Origin of the sequence: Myxococcus faecalis, assembly GCF_050039385.1 — a bacterium.
Taxonomy (GTDB): domain Bacteria; phylum Myxococcota; class Myxococcia; order Myxococcales; family Myxococcaceae; genus Myxococcus; species Myxococcus fulvus.
The window spans coordinates 3,208,520-3,229,762 of sequence record NZ_CP144336.1; the positions used below are offsets into that span (position 1 = coordinate 3,208,520).

Genomic DNA, 21,243 nt, shown 5'->3' on the forward strand with positions numbered 1-21,243 from the left:
GTTGCCGTGGAAGCCCGGCCGTGTACTGTCGCCCCAACATGGGAGGGCGGCTCGATGAAGCACGGACGACAGGTGGGACTCGCGGTGGCGGCGATGGTCTTCTGGGGCTTCGGTGCGGCCGCGGCCGAGCCCGAGGTGAAGCCCCTGCCCGAGGTCCTGGAGGTGGGGGCACTCACCTCGGCCTTCGCTGAGTTCCAGCGGACGTGTGCCGCGGACGGACAGCGGCTGTGGGGCCACTCATTGTGCGCCCCGCTCCTCGTCGTCCATCCCGGCACGCGCGTCTTCGTCGCGAGCACCTGGCCGAAGGGCGCGGGGACAGGACCCTGGGTGGGCGTGCTCCCCTCGGAGCTCACCATCGCGAACACGGCCCTGACCTGGGCGGGAACCACCTGGGTCCAGCTCCAGGGGCCGTTGCCCGACGTCCCCGTGCGTCGCCGTGCGCTGATTGCCCACGAGGCCTTTCATCGGCTTCGGACCACGTTGGGACAGCCCGGGCGGGAGAAGGACAATGCCCACCTCGATGGCATGGAGGGCCGCACGCTGCTGCAACTCGAGTGGCGGGCCCTCGCGGCAGCGCTGCGCGCGACGAACCCTTCGGTGCGCGCTCGGGCTGTCGAGGACGCGCTGGTGTTCCGTCGCGAGCGTCGAGCGCGCTTCGAGGAAGCCGCCGTCGCGGAGGGGCTCCTCGAGGAGAACGAAGGTCTCGCGGAGTACACGGGCGTGGCGCTGGCGGGGGCCGATGCACGTGGCAGGCGAGCCCTGGCGCTGGAGAACCTCGAGGATGGCGCCAAACGGAAGTCCTTCGTGCGTGCCTTCGCCTATGCATCGGGTCCGGCCTACGGCCTCCTGTTGGACGAGGCGGGCTCACGCGCCCAGGGGTGGCGTGCCCGGGCGCTCGCCGGGGCGGAGTTGGGAGCGCTGCTGCAGGAGGCATTGAAGCTGGGGACGCCTGAGGCCTCACCCGAGCGCGAGGCACGCTACGAAGGCGCCGCGTTGAGAGAGAGCGAACGGGAGCGGGCTCGCCTCGCCGAAGCGCGGGCCGAGGCGCTGCGCAAGAAACTGGTGGAGGGCCCGGTGTTGCGCCTTCCGCTGGTCCGCATGCGCATCCAGTTCAACCCTGGTGAGCTCATCCCGCTGGCCGAGCACGGCACGGTGTATCCCGGCGCGCGCATCGTGGATGCGTGGGGTTCGCTCACGGCGACGTCCGAGGTGATCCTGTCCTCGGACTGGAAGTCGGCCACGGTGAACGCCCCGCGCACGGAGCCCCGAGATGCTCGCTGGGAAGGCGAGGGATGGGTGTTGGAGTTGGCTCCCGGCTGGCAGGTCAATGCGGGGCCTCGACCCGGAGACCTGGTGCTCCAGGCCCCTGAGGCTCGCGCACCGGCGCCAAGGCCCTGACTCGACTTGAGGGGAGACGTGACGGGCTGCGAGGTGGAGCGCGAGCATCAAGTCCGCAGAGACACGACAACGGACGATGGAGCCGCCGACGCACTTGCAGTCCCCAGCATCAACCCACGCCCCTCGCGTTCACGAGGAGCAACGAGCGCGTGCAGGTCGGCACGGTGACGAAGCTGTTTCAACCCACGCCCCTCGCGTTCACGAGGAGCGACCGCCTAATCCACGCCCGTGACGAGGCGAGCTACAGTTTCAACCCACGCCCCTCGCGTTCACGAGGAACGACCGGTCTTCTCTCGGTGCCGAGCATTTGGGCGAGTTTCAACCCACGCCCCTCGCGTTCACGAGGAGCGACGGTGCATGCGCAGACGGGCAAGCCCCTCTTTAGCAAGTTTCAACCCACGCCCCTCGCGTTCACGAGGAGCGACTGGGGTCAGACCATGATGGTCGTGTTCGAGGAACAGTTTCAACCCATGTCCCTCGCGTTCATGAGGAGCGACCGACGTTCTCGGCCAGCTCAACCATTCCCTGAATGCGTTTCAACCCACGCCCCTCGCGTTCATGAGGAGCGACGCAGATGCGCGCGGTGGTCAAGGCGAAGGTGGAGTTTCAACCCACGCCCCTCGCGTTCACGAGGAGCGACCGCGCGCGCGTTCAGCTTCACCTTGACCGGCATGTTTCAACCCACGCCCCTCGCGTTCACGAGGAGCGACACCGAGCCGGACGCCCAATACACCATCCCCCGGTTTCAACCCACGCCCCTCGCGTTCACGAGGAGCGACGTCCACTGGGTGGGCGAGGGCCAGCCTCCGGAGTTTCAACCCACGCCCCTCGCGTTCACGAGGAGCGACGCGGAGCGGCTCGTTGCCCCACCGCTGCTTGACCCAGTTTCAACCCACGCCCCTCGCGTTCACGAGGAGCGACTTGACGTCACCGGCCGACGGATAGGCGAAACTGCGTTTCAACCCACGCCCCTCGCGTTCACGAGGAGCGACGGGGCAGGCGCCGCGCAAGTTCTGGACGGCTGAGTTTCAACCCACGCCCCTCGCGTTCACGAGGAGCGACACCGTCGACATCACCGTGCCCGACACGGAACGGTTTCAACCCACGCCCCTCGCGTTCACGAGGAGCGACTGTCCGCACTCTGACCGACCCACCCCAGTCGAGTTTCAACCCACGCCCCTCGCGTTCACGAGGAGCGACAGTTCATCACGGACGCGGGCAACGAAATCCTGGTGTTTCAACCCACGCCCCTCGCGTTCACGAGGAGCGACGTCGTGGTGCAGTGCGGACTCAACGACCTGCTCCAGTTTCAACCCACGCCCCTCGCGTTCACGAGGAGCGACTGTGGATGCGCCCGCCCAGGTGCAGGAGACGGCGTTTCAACCCACGCCCCTCGCGTTCACGAGGAGCGACCACCGTCGCGCCGGTGGCGGCAACGCTCAGCTCGTTTCAACCCACGCCCCTCGCGTTCACGAGGAGCGACGGCCAACGCGACCGAGACGATCGAGGGCGCCAAGTTTCAACCCACGCCCCTCGCGTTCACGAGGAGCGACCTTCACCATCATCGAGGCGGTGATGAGCCTCAAGTTTCAACCCACGCCCCTCGCGTTCACGAGGAGCGACCCTCCGAGTAGTTGGGCGCGTAGACGTTGCTCCAGTTTCAACCCACGCCCCTCGCGTTCACGAGGAGCGACCCTGCTCGTCCAACCTAGCAGGATCCCAGGAGAATCCAGCCGCTTCGCGCGAACCCCATCCCAGAAGAGGTCCACAGCACACAGCAGCCAGTCCTGCGGCCACGCAACCTTCAAGAACTATTGAAGTTTTCAAAGAGCGCGAACCCTCGACGGAGCGCACACCGGGACAGGTTCGCGCTTTCGCCGTCCGCCAGCAAGCCACCTCCCGATCTCGCGACCCCGCATTCTGTCGCCGCCATCCTGACGTCCGCACCCTCATCACCTGCGCGAATCTGCCATGCCCAGCACTGCTGGCGTGACAGCCCAGACGCGCCCCGCGCATCCCCCACAAAGCCACGCCATCGACCTGGAAGCACTCCAGACCCGCGCCACCCATGGCCTACCCATCATCGAGGTTGCGCCCCCGTGCGCCCCACTCCTCAAGGCCGGGGCACGCGGGCGGCGAAGGTGGTGGCGATGATGCGGTCGGCGAGCACCGGCCGCGCGTGCCCCATGCGGTGCGTGTTGAAGGCATAGACGAGGCGCCGGCTCGAATCCCGCGTGGCGCCCATCCCGCTGACATAGCCCTGGCGCGCCCCGCGCCGTCCCCACACCGTCACGCCGCCCAACTCGTAGCGCGCCAGGCCCGCGCCGTGCGCCGCGCGACCACCGTGGGCCGAGGGCACGTCCGGCACGGTGAACATCTCCTCCAACTGCTCGGAGGGCAGCAGCCGGCCCCGGAAGAGCGCGGAGAGGAACGTGTCCAGGTCCGCGGTGGAGGAGATCATCTCCCCCGCGGCCCACATCAGGGACTGGTTCGCCTCCGTGACGTCCACCCAGCGCTGCGTCCCATCCGCGCTGGCGAGGGCCTCGTAGCCCCGCGCGTGGGGACCGGGAATCGTCGGGTCGTTGCCCGGCACGGACGTGTCGCGCAGGCCCAGCGGCGTGAGGATGCGCTCGCGCACGGCATGGCCGTACGGCCGACCCGTCACCTTCTCGATGAGCAGCCCCGCCACCAGGTAGCCGATGTGGCCGTACTCCTGCACGGTCCCCGGCGTGAAGCGCGGCCCCTGTGGGAGCGCCAGCGCCACCAGCTCGCGCGGAGACCAGCGACGGAAGCGGTGCTCGAAGAACCACTCGGGATGGCGCGTGGACAGCGGGACACCGGGCAGGCCGTGGGTGTGGTTGAGCAACTGCCGGACGGTGATGAGCGGATAGTTGGGTGGCAGCAGGCCGGGCAGCGAGTGTTGCACCGGACGGTCCAGGTCCACGCGGCGCTCGCCGGCGAGCTGCAACAGCACCGTGGCGGTGAAGGTCTGCGTGAGGCCGCCGATGCGGAAGCGCGCGTCACCAGGCATCGGCGCGCCGGTGTGCAGGTCCGCAACACCCGCGGAGCCGAGCCAGCGGCCCGCGGAGCCTTGCACGCGGACCTGGGCGGCCGTCGCGTCGGGCAGCTCGATGATGACCTGTCGCAGCGTCTCGCGGTCCAACGGGGCCAGCAATGACTGGCCCCAGTCCAGGCCCTGTTCACGGGTGTCCACTTCGTTGGAGAGCGCTTCGTCCCCGGGAGCACACCCCGTCCCGGAGAAGCTCACCACCAATACCGCGGCACCGACCCGCAGACCCCGGCGCGGGACATCCATGTTCCCTCTCCCCTCTCGAAACTCCGGCCCGGGGACAGAACACCAGTGAGGGGGAGCGGTGTCACCCGCTCCGTGGGGATTTCGTGGACTGGACCACGTCAGGTCAGCGGAAGCGTCGGGCCCACGCCTCCACGTAACCCTCCGGGGCGGCGATGGGCGCCTCCCTCAGGGCCTCGGGCAACGCGAAGGACTCCAGCACCCGAGGCACGTGGGGCAGCAGCTCCACGCAGGCCTCGCGCAGCTCCACGTCCAACCGCCGCGCCTCCTCCGCGCCGAGCAGCCCCTCGGACTGGAACCAACCCGCGTGACGCCGCAGGCCGTCGGCCACGAAGACCCGGAGCACCGCGCTCGCCGTCCGGAATCCCTCCGACGACGGGACCTCCGCCCGGAGCGCCACCTGCAAGCACTCCAGCGCGAGCGCCTCGCCCTGCGCCTCCGCCAGGGCGATGGCCTCCGTGGACCACGCGTTCCAACGCTCGAAGCGATCTTCCCCGGGCCCCAGAGGCGCCTCCAGGCCCTGAGCGATTCGCGTCCGCAGCCGTCGGGCCCGCTCGGCGAACAGGCTGGAGCCCTCCGTCCGCGCCGCGTCCGTCCCCTCCGAGGGGGTCCGCAGGTGCTCTCCCATCACCAGGCGCCTGGCGGCGGTGAGCTGCAGCACCTGGTTCTCCCCTTCAGCCGTCATCACCGCCTGACATGTCCCCAGGTACTCCGGGATGCGATTGACGCCGAACATGCCCTGCGCGCCGCAACGCTCCCGACACGTCTGGATGATTTCGAAAGCCGTCCGGGAAATGTACGGTTTGAGCAGCATGGCGAGCAGCGAGAGCCTCTCGCGCTCCTCGTCCCCCTCCTCACTGAAGCGTTCCTGCACGAACCGGCCGAACAGCGTGCAGGCTTGGATGCGTGCCAGCCCGATGAGGAGGTCATGCTGGACATTCCAGCACTCCAGCATCGCAGCAGTGCCCCGGTCCGGCACCGCGACCCGCCGCTGGCGGGCGTAGCTCAGCGCGATGGAGAGCGAGGCCCGGGCGCTCGCCACCGCCCCGCACGACAGGGCCACCCGCCCTGTCTGGAGCATCTCGATGGTGCGCCTGAAGCGCTCACGTCGGCCGTAGTCGCTGTGGAAGACCCCCTGCTCGCTGATGGAGCCCGCGTCCCCCGGCAGCCAGTCCCGGAAGGAAAGTCAGACACGGTCGAACCCGATCATCGCGTTGTCCATGGCATACAGCGGCCGCTCCGGCTGGGGCACCACACGCACGCCCTGATGGAGGCCGCCGTCCTTCCCCCTCAGGCGGAGGATGAAGGGGAAGACCCCCTGGTCCTCCCCGGCCACCTTGAGCCGCGCGGCGATGACGACGAGCTTGGGGACGTCCTCCGCCCCCACGTTCGGCATGAACTTCAACGCGGCGTCGCGCGGCGTGGTCAGCCAGAAGCCGCGCCGGTCATGGTCATACTCGGCCTCCGTCTCCAAACTGAAGACGGTGCTGCCATACCCCAGCTCCGTCAGCAGGAAGACGCCCACCGAGTCCCCGCTGTCGAGCTCGCGCAGGTAGTCCTCCAGGTCCGTGCGCCCGCGCCCCAGGCTCAGCAGCACGTTGAGCGTGAGGTTGAAGTGCCCGCTGAGCACCAGGAACAGCTCCGGCGCCAGCATCGCCGACCACTCGAACAGCGCGAACAGGCTGGGCAGGTCCTGGGCGATGGCCTTCCCCGACCCGAGCCCCCGGTGCACCTCCTGGAGCTGTCGGTACGCATGCCGCGCCCGCTCGCCCAGCGTCTGGTGCTCCCGCTGACGGAACACCTCGGCGGCGAAGAGCCGCGCGAAACGGGACTCGCGCTCACGCGCGTTCGACTCGGCCACCGGAACACGGGACTCGGACATGCGGACCTCGCTCTGGAGTGGACAGCGGCGTGTCTGATAACGCGGACCCCACCACAATGCCCAATCAAAGACAAACATCCAGACCCGCAATCCCAGCCATCCATTCCCCGCACCCGCCTCCACCTGCGGGCGAGCGCGAAGCCCCCAGCCCATCCGCGCTCAGGAGGCCACGAGCGCGGCGAGCAGCTTGCGCACCTCCTCCGGACCGCTGACGCGATAGGTGGCGCGCGTGGGCTTGTTGCCCGCATGAATCGTGAGTCCGTCCTCGGGCATGGCCTCGAACAGGTCCTCGTCCGTGCGGTCATCGCCGATGGCCACCGCAAGCGTGCCGGGGGGCAGCCCGCGCAGGACGCCCTCCACCACCCGGCCCTTGTGCACGCCGTGCGGCCGCACCTCCACCACCTTGTCGCCTGGGAGGACATCCACCGGCCTGCGCGCGAAGGTCTCCGCCAGCTTCAGCCGCAGCTCGCGCGACTGCAGCGCGCCGAACTCCGGGTCCACCTGCCGGTAGTGCCACGCGAGCGACGCGGACTTCTCCTCCACGAACGAGCCCGGCACGCGCGCGGCGAACTCGTCGAGCACCGGCCGGGCCGCGGCCTTCCACTCGGCGGACACCCCCTCCAGCATCTTCCACGTGTCCCCGGGCCTGGGCCGCGACCACAGGCCGTGCTCCGCGTAGAGCCCCAGGTTCAGCGTCCCGAACCACGCCTCCAGCGTCTCCTTGGGCCTGCCGCTCACCACGCTCACCGAGAGGTCCGGCCGCGCGAGCAGCTTCGCCAGCAGCTCGCGCAGCGCATCGTCCGGCGCGGCCAGCTCCGGCCTGCGCGCGAAGCCCACCAGCGTGCCGTCATAGTCGAGCATCAGCGCCAGCCGCCCGGCGGACTTCATCACCTCCAGCGCCTCGGTGGCGCCCTGGAACTTGCGGACGGAGACCGAGGGCAGCCCCTGCAACCGCCCCAGGAAGCTGGACACCCACCAGTGGACGTCATGGGCCTTCACCTGCGCGCGCAGGGCGCGCATGCGCTCGCGGCGCTCGGGCTCGCCCATCTCCAGCGCCTCCTCGATGGCGTCCGCCGCCTTCTCCACGTCGTAGGGGTTGACGGAGACGGCCCGGTGCAGCTCGTCCGCCGCGCCGGCGAACTCGCTGAGCACCAGCACGCCGTCATCGTCCGGCCGGGCGGCGCAGAACTCCTTCGCCACCAGGTTCATCCCGTCCCGCACCGGCGTGACGAGCATGACGTCCGCGGCGCGGTACAGCCCCGTGAGCTGCTTCTCGTTGAAGGAGCGGTAGAGGTAGTGCACGGGCACGTTCTGCGTCGTGCCGTACTGGCCGTTGATGCGCCCCACCAGCTCGTTCACCTGCTCGCGGTACGTGGCGTACTCGCTCACCTGGGTCCGGCTGGGCACCGCCACCTGGATGAAGCGCAGCCGCCCGCGCCACGTGGGCTCGCGCTCCAGCAGGCGCTGCACGGCGAGCAACCGGCGGGGGATGCCCTTCGTGTAGTCGAGCCGGTCGATGCCCAGCAGGATGCGCTGGCCCTCGGCGCTGCGCCGCAGGGACGCGACCTCCTCCAGCACGCTCGGCTCCTTCGCGAGCGACTCGAAGGCCTCCGTGTCGATGCCCATGGGGAACGCGCCCACGCGCACCTGGCGCCCTTCCCACATGATGCGGTCCACGTCCGTGTCCAGGCCGAGCTGCCGCAAGAGCGAGCCGGAGAAGTGCCGCACGTAGCTCACGGTGTGGAAGCCGATGAGGTCCGCGCCGAGCAGCCCCTTCAGCAGCGCCTCGCGACGGGGCAGCGTGCGGAAGATTTCGGACGAGGGGAACGGGATGTGGTGGAAGTAGCCGATGCGCGCCTCGGGCAGGCGCTGGCGCAACAGCCCCGGCACCAGCATGAGCTGGTAGTCGTGGACCCAGATGATGTCACCGGGTTGATAGTGCCGGGCCACCAGGTCCGCGAAGCGCTCGTTGACCTTGCGGTACACCTCCCAGTCGCGGTCCTGCCGGGGGACGCGCTCCAGCATGTAGTGGCACAGCGGCCAGAGCACCCGGTTGGAGTAGCCCTCGTAGTAGCGGCTCACCTCGCTGGGCGACAGGTGGATGGGCACGCAGCGCTCCTCGGCGAGGCGGGCCTCCACCTGGGTGCGTTGGGTTTCCGACAGACGGGACACGTCACCGGGCCAACCAATCCACAGGCCGCCGGAGCGTTCATGGGGTCGTCGAAGGCCCGTGGCCAGCCCGCCGGAGCTGAGCACCACGGCGACACTGTCCTTCTCCACCTTGACGGTGACAGGGAGACGATTGGAGACGAGCAGGAGTCGAGGCATAGAACCTCAAACCCTTATTCACTCCCTCCACGAATGGCCATCGCCGATTCGCGCGAGGTGGCGATTGTTGGACCCTCGCGTGTCGCCCGAGGTGCCCAGCCCAGTCGCGCGAGCAACGCGGGCTCGCGCCCGGGTTTCCAGATGAACGCATCCAGCACGTAGTGCGTGGCCTGCGGCAGCGCGAGCAGCGGCACCACCAGCGCCAGCAGGTCCGGTGACAGCGTCCACTCCGAGCCCCCGAAGAGGCCCGTGCGCTCGTGCCAGATGAAGCGGTCCCACAGGAGCTCCTCCGCGAACGCCAGCGCCACGAGGAACAGGAGGAAGCCCGGCAGGCCCGCGCGGAGGATGGAGCTGGCGACGCCGAAGTCCCCCTCCCCGTCGCGGCCTCGCGCGTAGCGGAACAGGAGCGCGAAGTACGGCACGCCGTGCAGCACGACGTTCATCACCGTGAAGGTGAAGTCGTCGCGCGCGAGGACGATGCCGCCGAACCACGTCACCCACGTGGCGCCGATGAGCAGCACCTTGCCCAGCTGGAGTCCCTCGCCGCGCGCCACGCGGGCGAGCTGGAGGCCTGCCCAGGTGAGGAGCACGCCCGCGTGCAGCAGCAGGGCCACGGTGCCGAGCCACGGGGGCAGCCCCGGGAGGAAGTCGCCCTCGACGAACCACCAGAACGCGCGCGGCAGGTTCGCGTGCCACCACACCACGGGGCCCACGGTGGCGGCGTAGATGGCGGCGGCGTCGAGGCGACGCTCCAGGTCCGAGGCGCGGGCCTTGCGCGTGTAGAGCGCCACCCAGCCGTACTGCTGGCGGACGAAGTGGAACAGCGCCACGTAGGCGAACAGGGTCCAGAACGCGCCCGCGGAGATTTGATGCGCCAGCACGCCCACGACCCAGGCGACCAGGGGAGCCCCCAGGTAGAGCCCGGGGCGCTCACGCAGCTGCCCCGGGTCCAGGTAGGTGCGGAACAGCGTGGACCAGACGTGGGCCACGTCCACGCAGACGACGAGCAGGAGCCACGCCCAAGGAGGCGTGTCCCCCGCGGCGCCGAGCCACGGCGCGGCGAGCACGAGGGCCACGGACGCGAGGGCACTGCCAGCGAACACGGCGAGGTCCACGCGCGGACCGAACAGCCAGCTCTGGGAAGGCGCGAGGAAGCGGGGCATCCGGACCGAGAGGCTATCAGCACCGTGGAGCGGTTGGGTGGCGAGGCTCGGCCCCCTCGTGGGGGCACGAGGAGGCGAGGTGTCCAGGCCACATCGCCATCAACTCGGATGAGCCGAGTGGTGCGCCGCTCCCACGTGGGCGACGCAGACGGAGAGCACGAGAGAGAGGCGGGCATCTGACCAGGCCGGCAACGCCATGGAGTGGAGGGCCCCAGGCAGGGTGTGTCCGGCCCTCGCGGCGATTCAGTCCGCGCCGGGAAGTGGAGGGGCTTGCAAGCGCGGCGCGGCTCCCGCGTAGTGCGCCTGTCGACCTCCTTCCCGAAGCTTCCGCCATGTCCTCCACGCCCCCGCCCCCTCGCTTCCGTCGTCGGCTCCTGGCGGTGATGCTCCTGGCGGGACTCGTGCCCCTGGTGTTGCTGGGCGTGGTGGCGCAGGGCGTCCTGGAGCGTGTGCTGTCCGTCTCCGTCGCGCCCGTGGAGGCCGTGCTGGACGAGGTGTCCGTGAACCTGGAGCGACAAGGGCTCTCTCGTGACGCACTGGACGAGGCGCGGCTGAACCTCGCGCAGGCGGAGCTGACCCGACGGGCACTGGCGCGCCGGGTCCCCGCGTTCATCACCGTGCTCGTGTTCGTCTCGGGCTGTGTGCTCGCGCTGGCCGCCGTGCTGCTCGGCCGCGCGCTGACCCGGCCGGTGACGACGTTGACCGAGGGCATGTGGGCCTATGCCCGTGGCGACCTGTCGGTGCGTCTGCCTGCCGTCGACCCGCCGCGCGACGAGCTCCAGTTCCTCCTGGGCCAGTTCAACCGGATGGGACAGGAGCTGGTCGCACAACGCGAGCGCGCGAAGTCCGCCGAGCAGATCGCCGCATGGCAGGACGTGGCGCGCGCCTTGGCCCATGAGCTGAAGAACCCGCTCACGGCGATGAAGCTCTCGCTCGCGCGGCTGTCGCGCTCGGACCCTGGCTCTCCCGCGGATACCACGCGCATCGCCGAGTCCGTGGCGCTGCTGCAGGAAGAGGTGGAGCTGCTCATGCGCATGACGCAGAGCTTCTCCACCTTCGCGAGGCTGCCCGCGCCGCACTTCCAAGAGGTACCGCTCCGGCCGCTGCTCTCCGAGGTCTGCGCGCTGTACGCGCGGACCTCCGCCGTCCCCGTGGAGCTGGTCGCGGGCCCCGAGGTCTCCCTGCGCGCGGACCCGGATGGACTGCGCCGCCTCTTCGGCAATCTGGTGAAGAACGCCACCGAGGCCTCCTCCGAGGGCGCGCCCCCGGTGCGTGTCTCGCTGGAGCCAGCCTCCACGGGCGGCGTGCGCGTCACCGTGGCGGATGGCGGCAGCGGCGTTCCCGGAGTCCTCGAGGGCGCGGCGCTCACGCGTGGACTCTTCAGCACGAAGCCCGAGGGCAGCGGGCTCGGACTTCCCATCTCGCAGAAGATCACACACGAGCACGGCGGACAGCTTCGCCTGGAGCCCGCGCCGGGCGGCGGTACGCTCGCGAGCGTGGAGCTTCCCCTCGTTCCTCCGCCCGCCCAGGTGTCTCCGTCATGAAGCCCGGCCCTCGCATCCTCGTCGTCGATGACGACCCCGGCGTCCTCGAAGCCGTGCACGAGTTCCTGCGCGACGTGGAGTCTCCTCTCGCGCCTCCACCTCGGTGTCCCTGTCATGAAGCCTGCCTCGCGCCCCCTGGTCGCTGACGATGCTCTTTGCATCCTCGATGCCGTGCGCGGCCTCCCGCGCGACATGGAGTCTCCTCTCGCGCCTCCACCCCCGGTGTCCCTGTCATGAAGCCCGGCCCTCGCATCCTCGTCGTCGATGACGACCCCGGCTCCCTCAAGGCCCTGCGCGGCCTCCCGCGCGACATGGAGTCTTCCCTCGCGCCTCCCCCCCCGGTGTCCCTGTCATGAAGCCCGGCCCTCGCATCCTCGTCATCGATGACGACCCCGGCGTCCTCAAAGCCCTGCGGGGCCTGTTGAGCGACGAGGGCTTCACTGTCGTCGAGGCCCGCTCCACCGCGGAGGCGACCCGCGTCCTCGATGCCCCCGAGGCTCCGCCCGCGATGATGTTGCTCGACCTCCGCATGCCCGGAGAGACAGGCCTGGAGTTCCTCGCGCGACTGCCCCGCCCCCTGCCCGTGCCCGTCGTCGTGCTGTCGGGCGAAGCCTCTCCCTCCGAAGCCGCGCAGGCCCTGAAGCTCGGCGCCACCGACTTCGTGGAGAAGCCCCCTTCCCCCGAGCGACTCCTCACGGCGCTGCGCAACGCACTGGCGCTCGGCGCGCTCCAGGAGGAGCGAGAGCGACTGCTGGACGCGCTCGCCCGCCCTGGACACCTCGTGGGCGACAGCCCCGCCATGGAGGCCCTGCGCCGGCTCATCACCCGCGTGGCCCCGAGCGACACGGCGGTGCTCATCACCGGCGAGACCGGCACCGGCAAGGAGCGCGTCGCACGCGCGCTGCACCTCGCCTCGGGCCGCAAGGGACGCCTCGTCGCCGTCAACTGCGCGGCCATCCCGTCCACGCTGCTGGAGAGCGAGCTGTTCGGCCACGAGAAGGGCGCGTTCTCCGGCGCGCACAGCCGCCGCGCGGGGCGCATCGAGCAGGCCCACGGCGGCACGCTGTTCCTCGACGAGATTGGCGACATGCCGCTGGAGCTGCAGGCCAAGCTGCTGCGCGTGCTGGAGACACGCGAGGTCGAGCGACTTGGCGGCTCGGCGCCCGTGCCGGTGGATGCGCGTGTGCTCGCCGCCACCCATCAGGAGCTCGCCCGCGCGGTGAAGGACGGCCGCTTCCGACAGGACCTCTTCTTCCGCCTCAACGTGATGCCGCTCCACATCCCGCCGCTGCGCGAGCGCCCCGAGGACCTGCTCCCCCTCGCCCGCGCCTTCGCCGCGGAGTTCGCCGGACGCGAGGTGCCCCTGACGCTCGCGCCCGGCGCGGAGGTGGCCCTGCGCGCCTACCCGTGGCCCGGCAACGTGCGCGAGCTGCGCAACGTCATCGAGCGGCTCAACCTGCTGCGCGGCGACGGGCCGATGGTGCTCGGGCCGGAGGCCGTCTCCGGCCCCCTCGCCTCCCCCACGCCCAAGCGCGCCAGCGTGGGAGAGAAGAGCTACCGCGAGCACGTCGAGGACTTCGAGCGCGAGCTCATCCGCGCCGCGCTCCAGGAAGGCGAGAGCATCGCGGGCGCCGCGCGGCTGCTCCAGGTGGACCGGGGAAACCTCTATCGCCGCATCAAGGCGCTCGGCCTTCCCGTGAGCTGAACGCGCCTCACGGAGCCGCGGGCCGCGGCTTCACGTCCGTGTTCTGCCCCGCGACGATGCGCCACGCGCCGTCCGCCGAGCGCTGCATCACGTAGCGCATCTGCGTCCTCAGGACTCCCGGCTCGGTGTTCTGCACGCCCGGAGGAAGGCCCGGATGGCCCGTCACCTCGTGCGTCGTGTCCACCACCGCCACGTCGTCGCCGACGAAGGAGATGCGGCGCACCGTCACCTTGCTCTGGCTGCCCTTGAACAGCGACTCGAAGATGGCCGCGTGGCGCTCCTGGATCTGAGCCTTCCCCTCGAACATCGTCCCCGCGATGTTGATGAAGTCCGCGTCGGGCGCGAAGTCCTGGGACCACACCACCGCGTCCTGGCGGTTCCAAGCCGCCGTCTGCGCGTCCACCTGCTCACGAATCCGCTGCTCGTCCCGCGTGTGGTCCACGTGTGAACACGCCAGGGGGAACATCAGCCATGCGCACGCGGTCATCACCCGAAACCTCCGGGCGGTGTCGAGGGGCAGTTCGGGGAGCAGGTCAGCGAGCATCAGAGGGTTCTCGGGGTGGGTGGTGGCCTTGGCGTGCCATTCTATCCTTCGCTGGGGCCCGTCACGCGTTCAAATGACACTCCAAGGTTCCCGACTCCTTCGAGTGCGTTCTTGATGTCTTCGGAAACAACGAGCGCGACCTTGAACTTCTTCAGCCGGAAGACCTGCGCGCCCTCGGTCTTCGAGGGGTCGATGCGAAGCCCGTAGATCCAGTTGTACTCCCCTTCAAATCCAGGGGGATGGTCGTCGTAATGATGCACCTCGCTGCACCGTGCCTCATCGATGGCATCAACGACCTTGGTTGCATTGACAACGAAGTACCGTTCGGGCTCCCCCTCGATGGACACCTCAAGAAGCTGGACGTCCTCTGGAGCCAGTGTCTGGAAGACGTTCGCGACGGCATCGCTGACGATGGGGGCTGCTTCAATCACAGAAAAAGCAAACGCCCTTTTCCTACCGGGATGTGCGATGCGTGCCTTGAGAGGTCCAAGGTCTGGAAGCACGCGGCCATCCGCGAACATCCAAGGCTCGTCAAACGCATCGCCAGAATCCCGCGTCGGCGTTTCCAGTAGCCACCGGGGCACATCTCCAAGCTCCACCGAATAGAAATGGCGCTCCACCTCACCCCTCCACCTTCACAATGAAGCTCCGCAAGTCGGAGCCCTGCGTCAGAAGCTCGTTGGCTATCTTCGCAAGTTCCTTCGTCAAACTGGCCCGGCAGGCCTCCGTGGTTCGGCAGCGCGAAACCGAAAGCTCGAGGCGCCGGATCACCGCTCGGTGATACAGCTCAGGATGAGGCCCCTCGTGGCCATTGAGCCGCACTTTATTTGCCACGTCCTCGAGAGACATGCCTGCCTTCTCGAATATCTTCAGGCACTGAGGCGTCCAAGGCCCCCCTGTTGCATCCGAAATCGGGTTCTTGTTCGTGCAGATGTGGTGAACAGGCCCGACCTCGTCACCGGGAATCCGCCCATCCGAGTACATCGCCAGGGCAGCGGCTGCGCCAGGCGCCAGCGCGACATGGAGCACGCCGGCGGCGGGAAGCGCCATCGAAGTCACACCGCCATTCATCGCCGCTCCGAGCTGGAACCCCGATTCAGCCCGCGCTCGGACCACGGCTTGCGAGAAGCCAGGGAGCTTCGGACCTTGAGCCGCCATGGCGTTCTTGCCGCCCAGCGCCGCGGTGACGAGCAGCACCAGGACGCGCGTGCCGTTCGTCCCCAACACCCTCCCGAACCGATGCCCGATGTCCTGCAACTCGATGACGCTCGTTGCTCGCTCCGCGTCGTCCCACAACCTCACGAAGCCCCGGCCGATCTCCCAGACCGGCAGGACGCCCAGGTAGGCCACCATCGCCGCCGTCAACGCCACCGCGATGACCTTCGTGATGGGCTCAGGAAGAGCCATCGTGAGGAGCACTGTCAAAGCAGCCGAGGTCAGCAGGGCCTTGAGTGCCGCCGGGTTCAGCACCTTGCCGACCTCCACCTCGACGCTCTCCCAAACAGTATCGAGCGCGAAACGACAGCGCCATCAACGTCCGGTCCCTGCGAGAGAAGGTCAGACCCGTTGCCCCAACGAGGGTCAGGCACTCATCGCCATCAGGGCAGATGCGCGCGGACAGCGACTCGGGCGAGCCTCCATGGCCTGAGTCCACAATGCCCTTCGAGGACACGAGCAGCGTCCTGGACCGCACCCAACCTCGTTGGTCGGCCTCGTCCGCTTCGCGAAAGGCGACGTCCATCCGAAGGTCGAGGATGAGTGCCGTGAGGGCGGACTTGAACTCATCCTCGGTGACCTCGACCGGGTCAACGTCCACGGACTCGTGGACGACCCGCTGACCGCTCCCCGTGTCGAGATGGACGACGCGGCCGGTGGCACAACCGGCCGTGAGCAACAGCAGCGGGAGTATCCCAACCCACCTCATAGAGTCCCCCGAAGGTGAATCTCCCGAAATCCAGGGCGGATGGCATCCTGGGTCCAGTGTCCAGCAACTTCAACGGCATTCCCCGTGCGACTCCCAGTGAGCAGGAAACCCAGGAAGCCCCGGGGCGATAATCCCATGCGGCCACCCCCAGACCGCCTCACAGGAAGAGTCGCCCCATGTCGAACCGCATCGGCCGCCCCACCTTCGTCCCCACCGCGCAGACGGGCCTCACCCCGGAGCGCGAGCGGGCGGCCCGGGCCACCGGCGACAAGCCCTCCCAGACCCGCGCCCAGGTCGACCAGTTCGAGTCGCGCGCCGCCCGCCCCAACGCGTCCCTCCTGGGCACCGCGCTCCCGACGGCGGCGGTCGCCCTGCCTTCCAAGGCCGCGGACATCCAGCCCCAGCTCCACGCGGCCACGGGGTACTCGGCCCACTTCGGCTCGGGCAAGCGCACCGCCACGGCGCACGTGGAGGGCCAGGGACAGGTCCACCTGCCCACCGGCTCGGGCCGTGGCCCCTCCTTCCACGCGGAGGCGGGCAAGCCGCTGACGGTGACGGCGGACCCGGCGCGCTTCTCGTCGCAGTACCAGAAGGTGGAGCTGGTGTGGCGGCTGGTCCCCGGCGGCGCGGAGAACGTCGTCCCCATGTCGGACGGCACGCGCGACGCACAGGGCCGGCTGAACCTCCAGCCGGGCACCTTCGACCTCCCCCCGGACGCGACGGGCCTGGTGCGCATCTCCTTCCGCACCACGGACGCATCCGGGCGCACCAGCAACCAGTGGGACCCGAGCAGCGACGCCTCCATCGCCTCCGCCGAGGGCGCGACGGTGTCCTTCACGGACGACTTCCAGACGCAGGTGGACGGCACGCTGCGCGCGGGCGACAAGCTGCAGCTCGCGTATGACCAGGACCGGCTCAAGTCGCTCGCGGGCGGCAAGACGCCCACCGAGGTCGTCGCCTGCGTCTCCTTCAACGGCGAGCCGCCGCTGGAGTTCCCGCTGGACCTGCAGGCCCAGGACGGCGGCGAGGGCGGCGCGTTCATGCCCTCGGTCCGCGTGCCCTTCGAGGCCACGGACGTGCAGGTCTGGTTCCGCGGCAAGGCGGACGACAACACGACGTGGGACTCCGCCAACGGGCAGAACTTCAAGTTCTCCGTGGGCGTCACGCGCGACGACGCGGAGCCGGGCTGGAAGAACGAGCTCTTGCGCAGCAAGAGCTTCCCCAACCTCAGCGCTGACAAGTTCGTGGGAATCGGCCCTTCGTCACAGCGCTACAACTGCATCGCGTGGACGCTGGGCAACCGCAACGAGTGGGTCTGGCCGGGCACGCGCGTGGAGGACTTCGACAAGCTCTACGCGCAGCAGGGCTACCAGCCGCTCGACACGTTGGACCTGAGCCACGACCCCACGCTGGAGAAGGTGGTCATCTACGGCCGCAAGCCGGTGACGGGCAACGGCCCGCTCGAGGTGACGCACGGCGCGCTGATGGACGAGCAGGGCCGCTTCACGAGCAAGATCGGCACCCAGCCGCTCATCCGTCACAACAGCGCTGACGACCTCACCGGGCCTTCGTATGGTGCGCCCGTGCGAGTCTACGTGCGGCCCCGGTCGGTGAGCGTGTCATGAGCCCGTCCAGCGAGCGCTTCGACGCCCTGGCCGCGGAGTGGGAGCGGCACTGCGAGGAGCACCTGGAGGCATCCAATCCCTTCGTGTTCGTCCAGCATCCGTCCTTCGAGTCGCTCGTGGGGCTCGGGCGCGCGGCGGTGCCGCTCATCATCGAGCGCTATCGCCACGGCAGCGTGTTCTGGGGCGCGGCGCTGCGCCGCATCACCGGCGTCACCACCTTCGGCGAGGGCGTCGTGGGGGACCTGGAGGCGAACCGGCGCGGCTGGCTGAAGTGGTGGGACGCGCACCAGGCCGAGTTCCCGGGCTGAGACGAAGCGGGACGCCGGGCCGGAAGGCCGCGCCCCGTCTGACACACCCACGTCCTCCGACAGCGCGAGCCTCCGGGACCCGGAGTGCTCCCTCGGGACAGGCGTGAAGACGTGCCGCAATCGCGGGGCGCGATGTCAGTATCACATCCGGATTCGACATCAGGATGTGCCCATGACATCGACACGGCTGGCCGGCCCTCGTCCTTTCAAGCACTTGTCACGACGCGGCGGCTGGAACGCAGCGTGCTCTGTCCCATGCGCATGAACCGCCTCGCGCTTCTCTCCTGCCTCGTCTCCCTCGCCTCCGGCGCCCAGTCCATGCCGGACGCTGGCGTCGCCTCCGAGCCCCAGGCCGTCGACACGCCCTCCTCCACCACGCCTGGCCCCGCCACCACGGCGAGTCCAGGGAGCGCCGCCCTGCCCGAGGGGCGCGACCCGCGAGCCGACGACGAGCGTGACGACAAGCACGCGTCCGAGCCCGAGGACACCGAGCCCGAGGGCGACTACGGCCAGCTCCGCGTGAAGACGTCCGAGGAGGACACACGCGCCGAGCACCAGCGCTCGAAGCGCGGCAAGAAGTCGCGCGACGGCCGCAAGGACGCGTCACGCGAGCAGCGCGACCTGTGCGAGGACGAGGACCTGGAGGACGACGACAGCGACGAGCTGTCCGTGCTCGCGCCGCTCCAGCTCGACGTCGACGGCCGCGCGCTCACGCCGACCACGCTCGAGCTGCACGGCCTGCATCGGCTGACGGACGCCCAGGTCCGCGCCTTCATCCGTCCCACCCCGGAGGAGAGCAGCACGCCCACGCCGGCGAATCTCCGGCAGACGCTGCGCCGGCTCGCGCGCACGGGCCTGTTCTCCCGCGTGGAGCCCCGCGTGCGCGTCACCGAGCACGGCGCCGCGGTGCTCGAAATCCACCTGGAGGAGCACCCCATCGTCACCCAGGTGGAGGTCGAGGGCCTGCGGGACCTCCAGCTCGATGAAATCCTGGAGGAGCTGCTCCACCTGCCGCCGCGCTACCCGGACGAGGACGGCGACGAGGAGGACGAGGAGTTCGTCGCCACCCTTCGGGTGAACGGCGCGCGCGGCACGCTCACCGTCACCAGGCCCTGCCCGCCCCAGCACCCGCCCCGCGAGTGGCTGGCCCGAATGGACAAGGACACGTATCGCCCGGGCATCGTCCTCGGCGGCGTGACGGCCGCGCTGCAGCGCGCGTTGAGGGAGCTGCGCTCGGACGGCTACATGCTCGCGAGCCTCTCGGGGACGCTGACGCCGGACGGCAAGCTCACCGTCATCGTGGACGAGGGACGACTGGAGGCCGTGGACGTGGTGGGCGTGGAGGGCGCCATCGCCGACCGCGTGCGCGACGCGCTGGACCTCAAGCCCGGAGACGTCTTCCTGCGCAGCGACGCGCGCCGCGCCATGGAGCGGCTGGAGGCCCGCCTGCCGTTCCTGGAGGCGAAGAGCGTGGACACCGACTCCCGGGACGCGGCCCGGCGCCGCGACGCGCGCATCGTCGAGGAGCGCACCGCCGATGGCGTGCGCCACTACCGGACGCAGGAGCAGAAGCGGAAGGAGAAGCGCCGCCGCGACAACGTCGAGGTCGAGCTGAGCTGGGGCGAGCTCTTCGAGTCCTGGCGCCACGGCCGCGACGGGGACGGCATCACCCTGGAGGGTCGCAAGCTGGTGGTGCACGTGCGCCCGCGCCGCCCGGACGTCGACGTGTCCCTGCTGCCCATCCACACGCAGGTGACGGGACTGGCGCCGGGCCTGGCGGGCTCGCTGCGCCTCTGGGATGGGAAGGACCGCATCCACACCACGCTCGACGCCGCCGCGTTCCTGGCGCTGCGACTGGGCGGCCAGAAAATCCCCGACGACCCCGAGGGCACGAAGCGGCAGCGCCGGGTGAACCTGCTCGGCGGCGCGAAGGTGGAGATTCCAGCGGTGGGCCTGGCGGAGCTGGGCGCCCAGGCGCACGACTTCACCGACACGCTGGACCGCTGGCGGATGAGCGACATCGACTCGTCGCTGTACTCGGCGCTCATCAACCGGCCGGACCGCGACTACTTCCGCCGCAAGGGCGTGGCGGGCTTCGCCACCTTCCGCTGGTCCGACTGGCTCGCGGGCGTCGAGTACCACTCGGACCGCTACGAGACGCTGCGCAGCTTCTCCCCGCCGCTGTCGCTGTTCCGCCGCGACTCGCCGCCCTTCCCCAACGCGCCGGTGACGGAGGGCCGCTTCCAGTCCGTGGTGGCCCGGGTGGAGTACGCCAGCAACGCGCCACGCGGAACGAAGGTGGGCTCGCTGTTCCGCACGCCGGAGACGGCGCTGCTCGACATTGACGGGGACTGGGACCACCGCCCGTTCCTGCACGCCTTCATGACGCTGGAGGTGGGCGAGGGGCCGGCGACCACCGGCGCGGACGAGCGGTTCTGGAAGCTGGTGGGCGACGCCTCCCTGGTGGTGCCCACCAGCGCGAAGACGGGGCTGCGGCTGCGCCTGCGGGGCGCGGGCGGTGACAACCTGCCTGAGCAGAAGCGCGAGGCGCTCGGTGGGTGGACGGCGCTGCGAGGCTTCGGCTTCAAGGAGTTCAAGGGCGACGTGTCCATGCTCGCGAGCGCCGAGTACCGGTGGCATGCCTTCGGCCTCTTCACGGACCTGGGCACGGTGCGCGGGGAGGGCGAGTGGACGGACCCGCGACTCGGCGTGGGCGCGAGCTTCCACTTCACCGACGACGTGCGCATGGACGTCGCGTGGCGCACGGACGAGAAGGCCACGGCCACGCCCGAGGCGCGCCTGTTCTTCGTGCGGACGTTCTAGAGGCCCATGGCACGCACGGGAATACACCGCAGACGCAGGCTCGGCGCGGCGATGGTGGCCGCGCTGGGGCTGTTCGCGCCCCAGGCCCTGGCGGAGGAGCCTCGCGTCGCCTGCACCGCCACGCTCTCCGGTCGGCGCGTGCTGGTGCGCCCGGAGGCCTTCGCCTTCCTCTCGGAGGAGCTGGACCGGCTGGTGCGGCTGGGCATGGCGGGCAAGGTGGAGGTGGAGCTGTCGCTGTGGAAGCGCAGGACGCTGTGGTTCAACACCCGGCTGGACGGCGCGCGGCTCACGCAGGTGATTGGCTACGGCCGTGAGGGCTACCTGCTGGATGGACGGCTGCTTCCACAAGGGCCCGCGGCGCTGGAGCTGGAGCGCGTCGCCTGGACGCTGGAGTCCCGCCCCGACGTGGGCGACCGCTTCGTCGTCCAGGTGGAGGTGAGGCTGAACGTGGTGACGGCGGCCAGCCTGGGACGCATGGCCTCGTGGCTGCGGTGGAAGGATGAAGAGGCAGAGGCAGGCCGCAGCAGCCTGACGGGGACGCTGCTGCGCTCCGTCGCGGAAGACCTCACCCGACGCGCCTCCGGGCGCTGCGACGTCGCTCCGCCCACCTGAGGCGGAGGGACGCCCCGGCAACGACAGACACACACGCCCATCCCCATGGGTCCCACACGAATCGCGGTGCCCGG

Annotated in this window: 14 protein-coding genes, 1 pseudogene and 1 CRISPR repeat array; of the genes and pseudogenes, 7 read left to right on the top strand and 8 right to left on the bottom strand. The window is 69.8% G+C overall.

Going from position 1 to position 21,243, the window contains the following annotated elements; genetic code table 11:
* The first annotated feature begins 54 nt into the window (after nt 1-54).
* Complete coding sequence (locus VZQ01_RS12605; RefSeq protein ID WP_223783381.1) at nt 55-1,398, top strand: hypothetical protein; 1,344 nt, start codon at nt 55-57, stop codon at nt 1,396-1,398.
* Between the two features lie 106 nt (nt 1,399-1,504).
* A CRISPR array of direct repeats spans nt 1,505-3,092; the repeat unit is 37 nt; unit sequence GTTTCAACCCACGCCCCTCGCGTTCACGAGGAGCGAC.
* A 419-nt stretch (nt 3,093-3,511) separates the two neighbouring features.
* Here the strand turns inward: VZQ01_RS12605 and VZQ01_RS12610 are convergent.
* The 5 genes from VZQ01_RS12610 to VZQ01_RS12630 all read right to left on the bottom strand — a co-directional run bounded on the left by VZQ01_RS12610 (nt 3,512) and on the right by VZQ01_RS12630 (nt 10,084).
* A complete protein-coding gene (locus VZQ01_RS12610) occupies nt 3,512-4,714 on the bottom strand; it encodes a serine hydrolase domain-containing protein (protein WP_426747930.1) in 1,203 nt (400 codons plus the stop codon).
* Nucleotides 4,715-4,817: 103 nt separating this feature from the next.
* On the bottom strand, nt 4,818-5,792 hold the full coding sequence (locus VZQ01_RS12615; RefSeq protein WP_426747931.1) for an acyl-CoA dehydrogenase family protein: 975 nt from the start codon (nt 5,790-5,792) through the stop codon (nt 4,818-4,820).
* 105 nt (nt 5,793-5,897) lie between these two features.
* Complete coding sequence (locus VZQ01_RS12620; protein WP_426747932.1) at nt 5,898-6,593, bottom strand: acyl-CoA dehydrogenase family protein; 696 nt, start codon at nt 6,591-6,593, stop codon at nt 5,898-5,900.
* Nucleotides 6,594-6,752: 159 nt separating this feature from the next.
* Nucleotides 6,753-8,921: a bifunctional alpha,alpha-trehalose-phosphate synthase (UDP-forming)/trehalose-phosphatase gene (locus tag VZQ01_RS12625; protein WP_223746268.1), complete on the bottom strand. Its 2,169-nt coding sequence runs from the start codon at nt 8,919-8,921 to the stop codon at nt 6,753-6,755.
* Nucleotides 8,922-8,935: 14 nt separating this feature from the next.
* Nucleotides 8,936-10,084: a hypothetical protein gene (locus tag VZQ01_RS12630; RefSeq protein WP_223783384.1), complete on the bottom strand. Its 1,149-nt coding sequence runs from the start codon at nt 10,082-10,084 to the stop codon at nt 8,936-8,938.
* A 332-nt stretch (nt 10,085-10,416) separates the two neighbouring features.
* On the opposite strand from VZQ01_RS12630, the gene VZQ01_RS12635 reads away from it, so the two are divergent.
* The gene (locus tag VZQ01_RS12635) at nt 10,417-11,628 is read left to right on the top strand and encodes a sensor histidine kinase (RefSeq protein WP_426747933.1); all 1,212 of its coding nucleotides are present in this window, start codon (nt 10,417-10,419) and stop codon (nt 11,626-11,628) included.
* A 352-nt stretch (nt 11,629-11,980) separates the two neighbouring features.
* On the top strand, nt 11,981-13,333 hold the full coding sequence (locus tag VZQ01_RS12640; RefSeq protein WP_426747934.1) for a sigma-54-dependent transcriptional regulator: 1,353 nt from the start codon (nt 11,981-11,983) through the stop codon (nt 13,331-13,333).
* Between the two features lie 7 nt (nt 13,334-13,340).
* Here the strand turns inward: VZQ01_RS12640 and VZQ01_RS12645 are convergent, their stop codons facing one another.
* From VZQ01_RS12645 to VZQ01_RS12655, 3 genes and pseudogenes are all read right to left on the bottom strand, one after another.
* Nucleotides 13,341-13,820, bottom strand: a complete 480-nt coding sequence (locus VZQ01_RS12645) for an SgcJ/EcaC family oxidoreductase (RefSeq protein ID WP_141328359.1) — start codon at nt 13,818-13,820, stop codon at nt 13,341-13,343.
* A 98-nt stretch (nt 13,821-13,918) separates the two neighbouring features.
* Nucleotides 13,919-14,497, bottom strand: a complete 579-nt coding sequence (locus VZQ01_RS12650; RefSeq protein WP_426747935.1) for an imm11 family protein — start codon at nt 14,495-14,497, stop codon at nt 13,919-13,921.
* A gap of 1 nt (nt 14,498) precedes the next feature.
* Nucleotides 14,499-15,801 (bottom strand): annotated as a pseudogene (locus VZQ01_RS12655) (AHH domain-containing protein).
* Between the two features lie 176 nt (nt 15,802-15,977).
* Between VZQ01_RS12655 and VZQ01_RS12660 the strand changes: the two are divergent.
* From VZQ01_RS12660 to VZQ01_RS12675, 4 genes are all read left to right on the top strand, one after another.
* Complete coding sequence (locus tag VZQ01_RS12660; RefSeq protein ID WP_426747936.1) at nt 15,978-17,426, top strand: DUF6209 family protein; 1,449 nt, start codon at nt 15,978-15,980, stop codon at nt 17,424-17,426.
* Entirely contained in the window at nt 17,423-17,734 is a 312-nt protein-coding gene (locus VZQ01_RS12665) for a hypothetical protein (RefSeq protein ID WP_426747937.1), read from the top strand. Before VZQ01_RS12660 ends, VZQ01_RS12665 begins: the two co-directional genes overlap by 4 nt.
* A 255-nt stretch (nt 17,735-17,989) precedes the next feature.
* Nucleotides 17,990-20,557 carry a BamA/TamA family outer membrane protein gene (locus VZQ01_RS12670; RefSeq protein WP_426747938.1) on the top strand — a complete coding sequence of 856 codons (2,568 nt, stop codon included), beginning with the start codon at nt 17,990-17,992 and terminating at the stop codon, nt 20,555-20,557.
* Nucleotides 20,558-20,563: 6 nt separating this feature from the next.
* A complete protein-coding gene (locus VZQ01_RS12675; protein ID WP_426747939.1) occupies nt 20,564-21,169 on the top strand; it encodes a hypothetical protein in 606 nt (201 codons plus the stop codon).
* Nucleotides 21,170-21,243: the final 74 nt, after the last annotated feature.

Bases quoted from the DNA above. Each gene is read 5' to 3' on its own strand.
- VZQ01_RS12605 (WP_223783381.1), top strand. From the start codon at position 55: ATGAAGCACGGACGACAGGTGGGACTCGCGGTGGCGGCGATGGTCTTC.
- VZQ01_RS12610 (WP_426747930.1), bottom strand. From the start codon at position 4,714: ATGGATGTCCCGCGCCGGGGTCTGCGGGTCGGTGCCGCGGTATTGGTG.
- VZQ01_RS12615 (WP_426747931.1), bottom strand. From the start codon at position 5,792: ATGCTCCAGACAGGGCGGGTGGCCCTGTCGTGCGGGGCGGTGGCGAGC.
- VZQ01_RS12620 (WP_426747932.1), bottom strand. From the start codon at position 6,593: ATGTCCGAGTCCCGTGTTCCGGTGGCCGAGTCGAACGCGCGTGAGCGC.
- VZQ01_RS12625 (WP_223746268.1), bottom strand. From the start codon at position 8,921: ATGCCTCGACTCCTGCTCGTCTCCAATCGTCTCCCTGTCACCGTCAAG.
- VZQ01_RS12630 (WP_223783384.1), bottom strand. From the start codon at position 10,084: ATGCCCCGCTTCCTCGCGCCTTCCCAGAGCTGGCTGTTCGGTCCGCGC.
- VZQ01_RS12635 (WP_426747933.1), top strand. From the start codon at position 10,417: ATGTCCTCCACGCCCCCGCCCCCTCGCTTCCGTCGTCGGCTCCTGGCG.
- VZQ01_RS12640 (WP_426747934.1), top strand. From the start codon at position 11,981: ATGAAGCCCGGCCCTCGCATCCTCGTCATCGATGACGACCCCGGCGTC.
- VZQ01_RS12645 (WP_141328359.1), bottom strand. From the start codon at position 13,820: ATGACCGCGTGCGCATGGCTGATGTTCCCCCTGGCGTGTTCACACGTG.
- VZQ01_RS12660 (WP_426747936.1), top strand. From the start codon at position 15,978: ATGTCGAACCGCATCGGCCGCCCCACCTTCGTCCCCACCGCGCAGACG.
- VZQ01_RS12665 (WP_426747937.1), top strand. From the start codon at position 17,423: ATGAGCCCGTCCAGCGAGCGCTTCGACGCCCTGGCCGCGGAGTGGGAG.
- VZQ01_RS12670 (WP_426747938.1), top strand. From the start codon at position 17,990: ATGCGCATGAACCGCCTCGCGCTTCTCTCCTGCCTCGTCTCCCTCGCC.
- VZQ01_RS12675 (WP_426747939.1), top strand. From the start codon at position 20,564: ATGGCACGCACGGGAATACACCGCAGACGCAGGCTCGGCGCGGCGATG.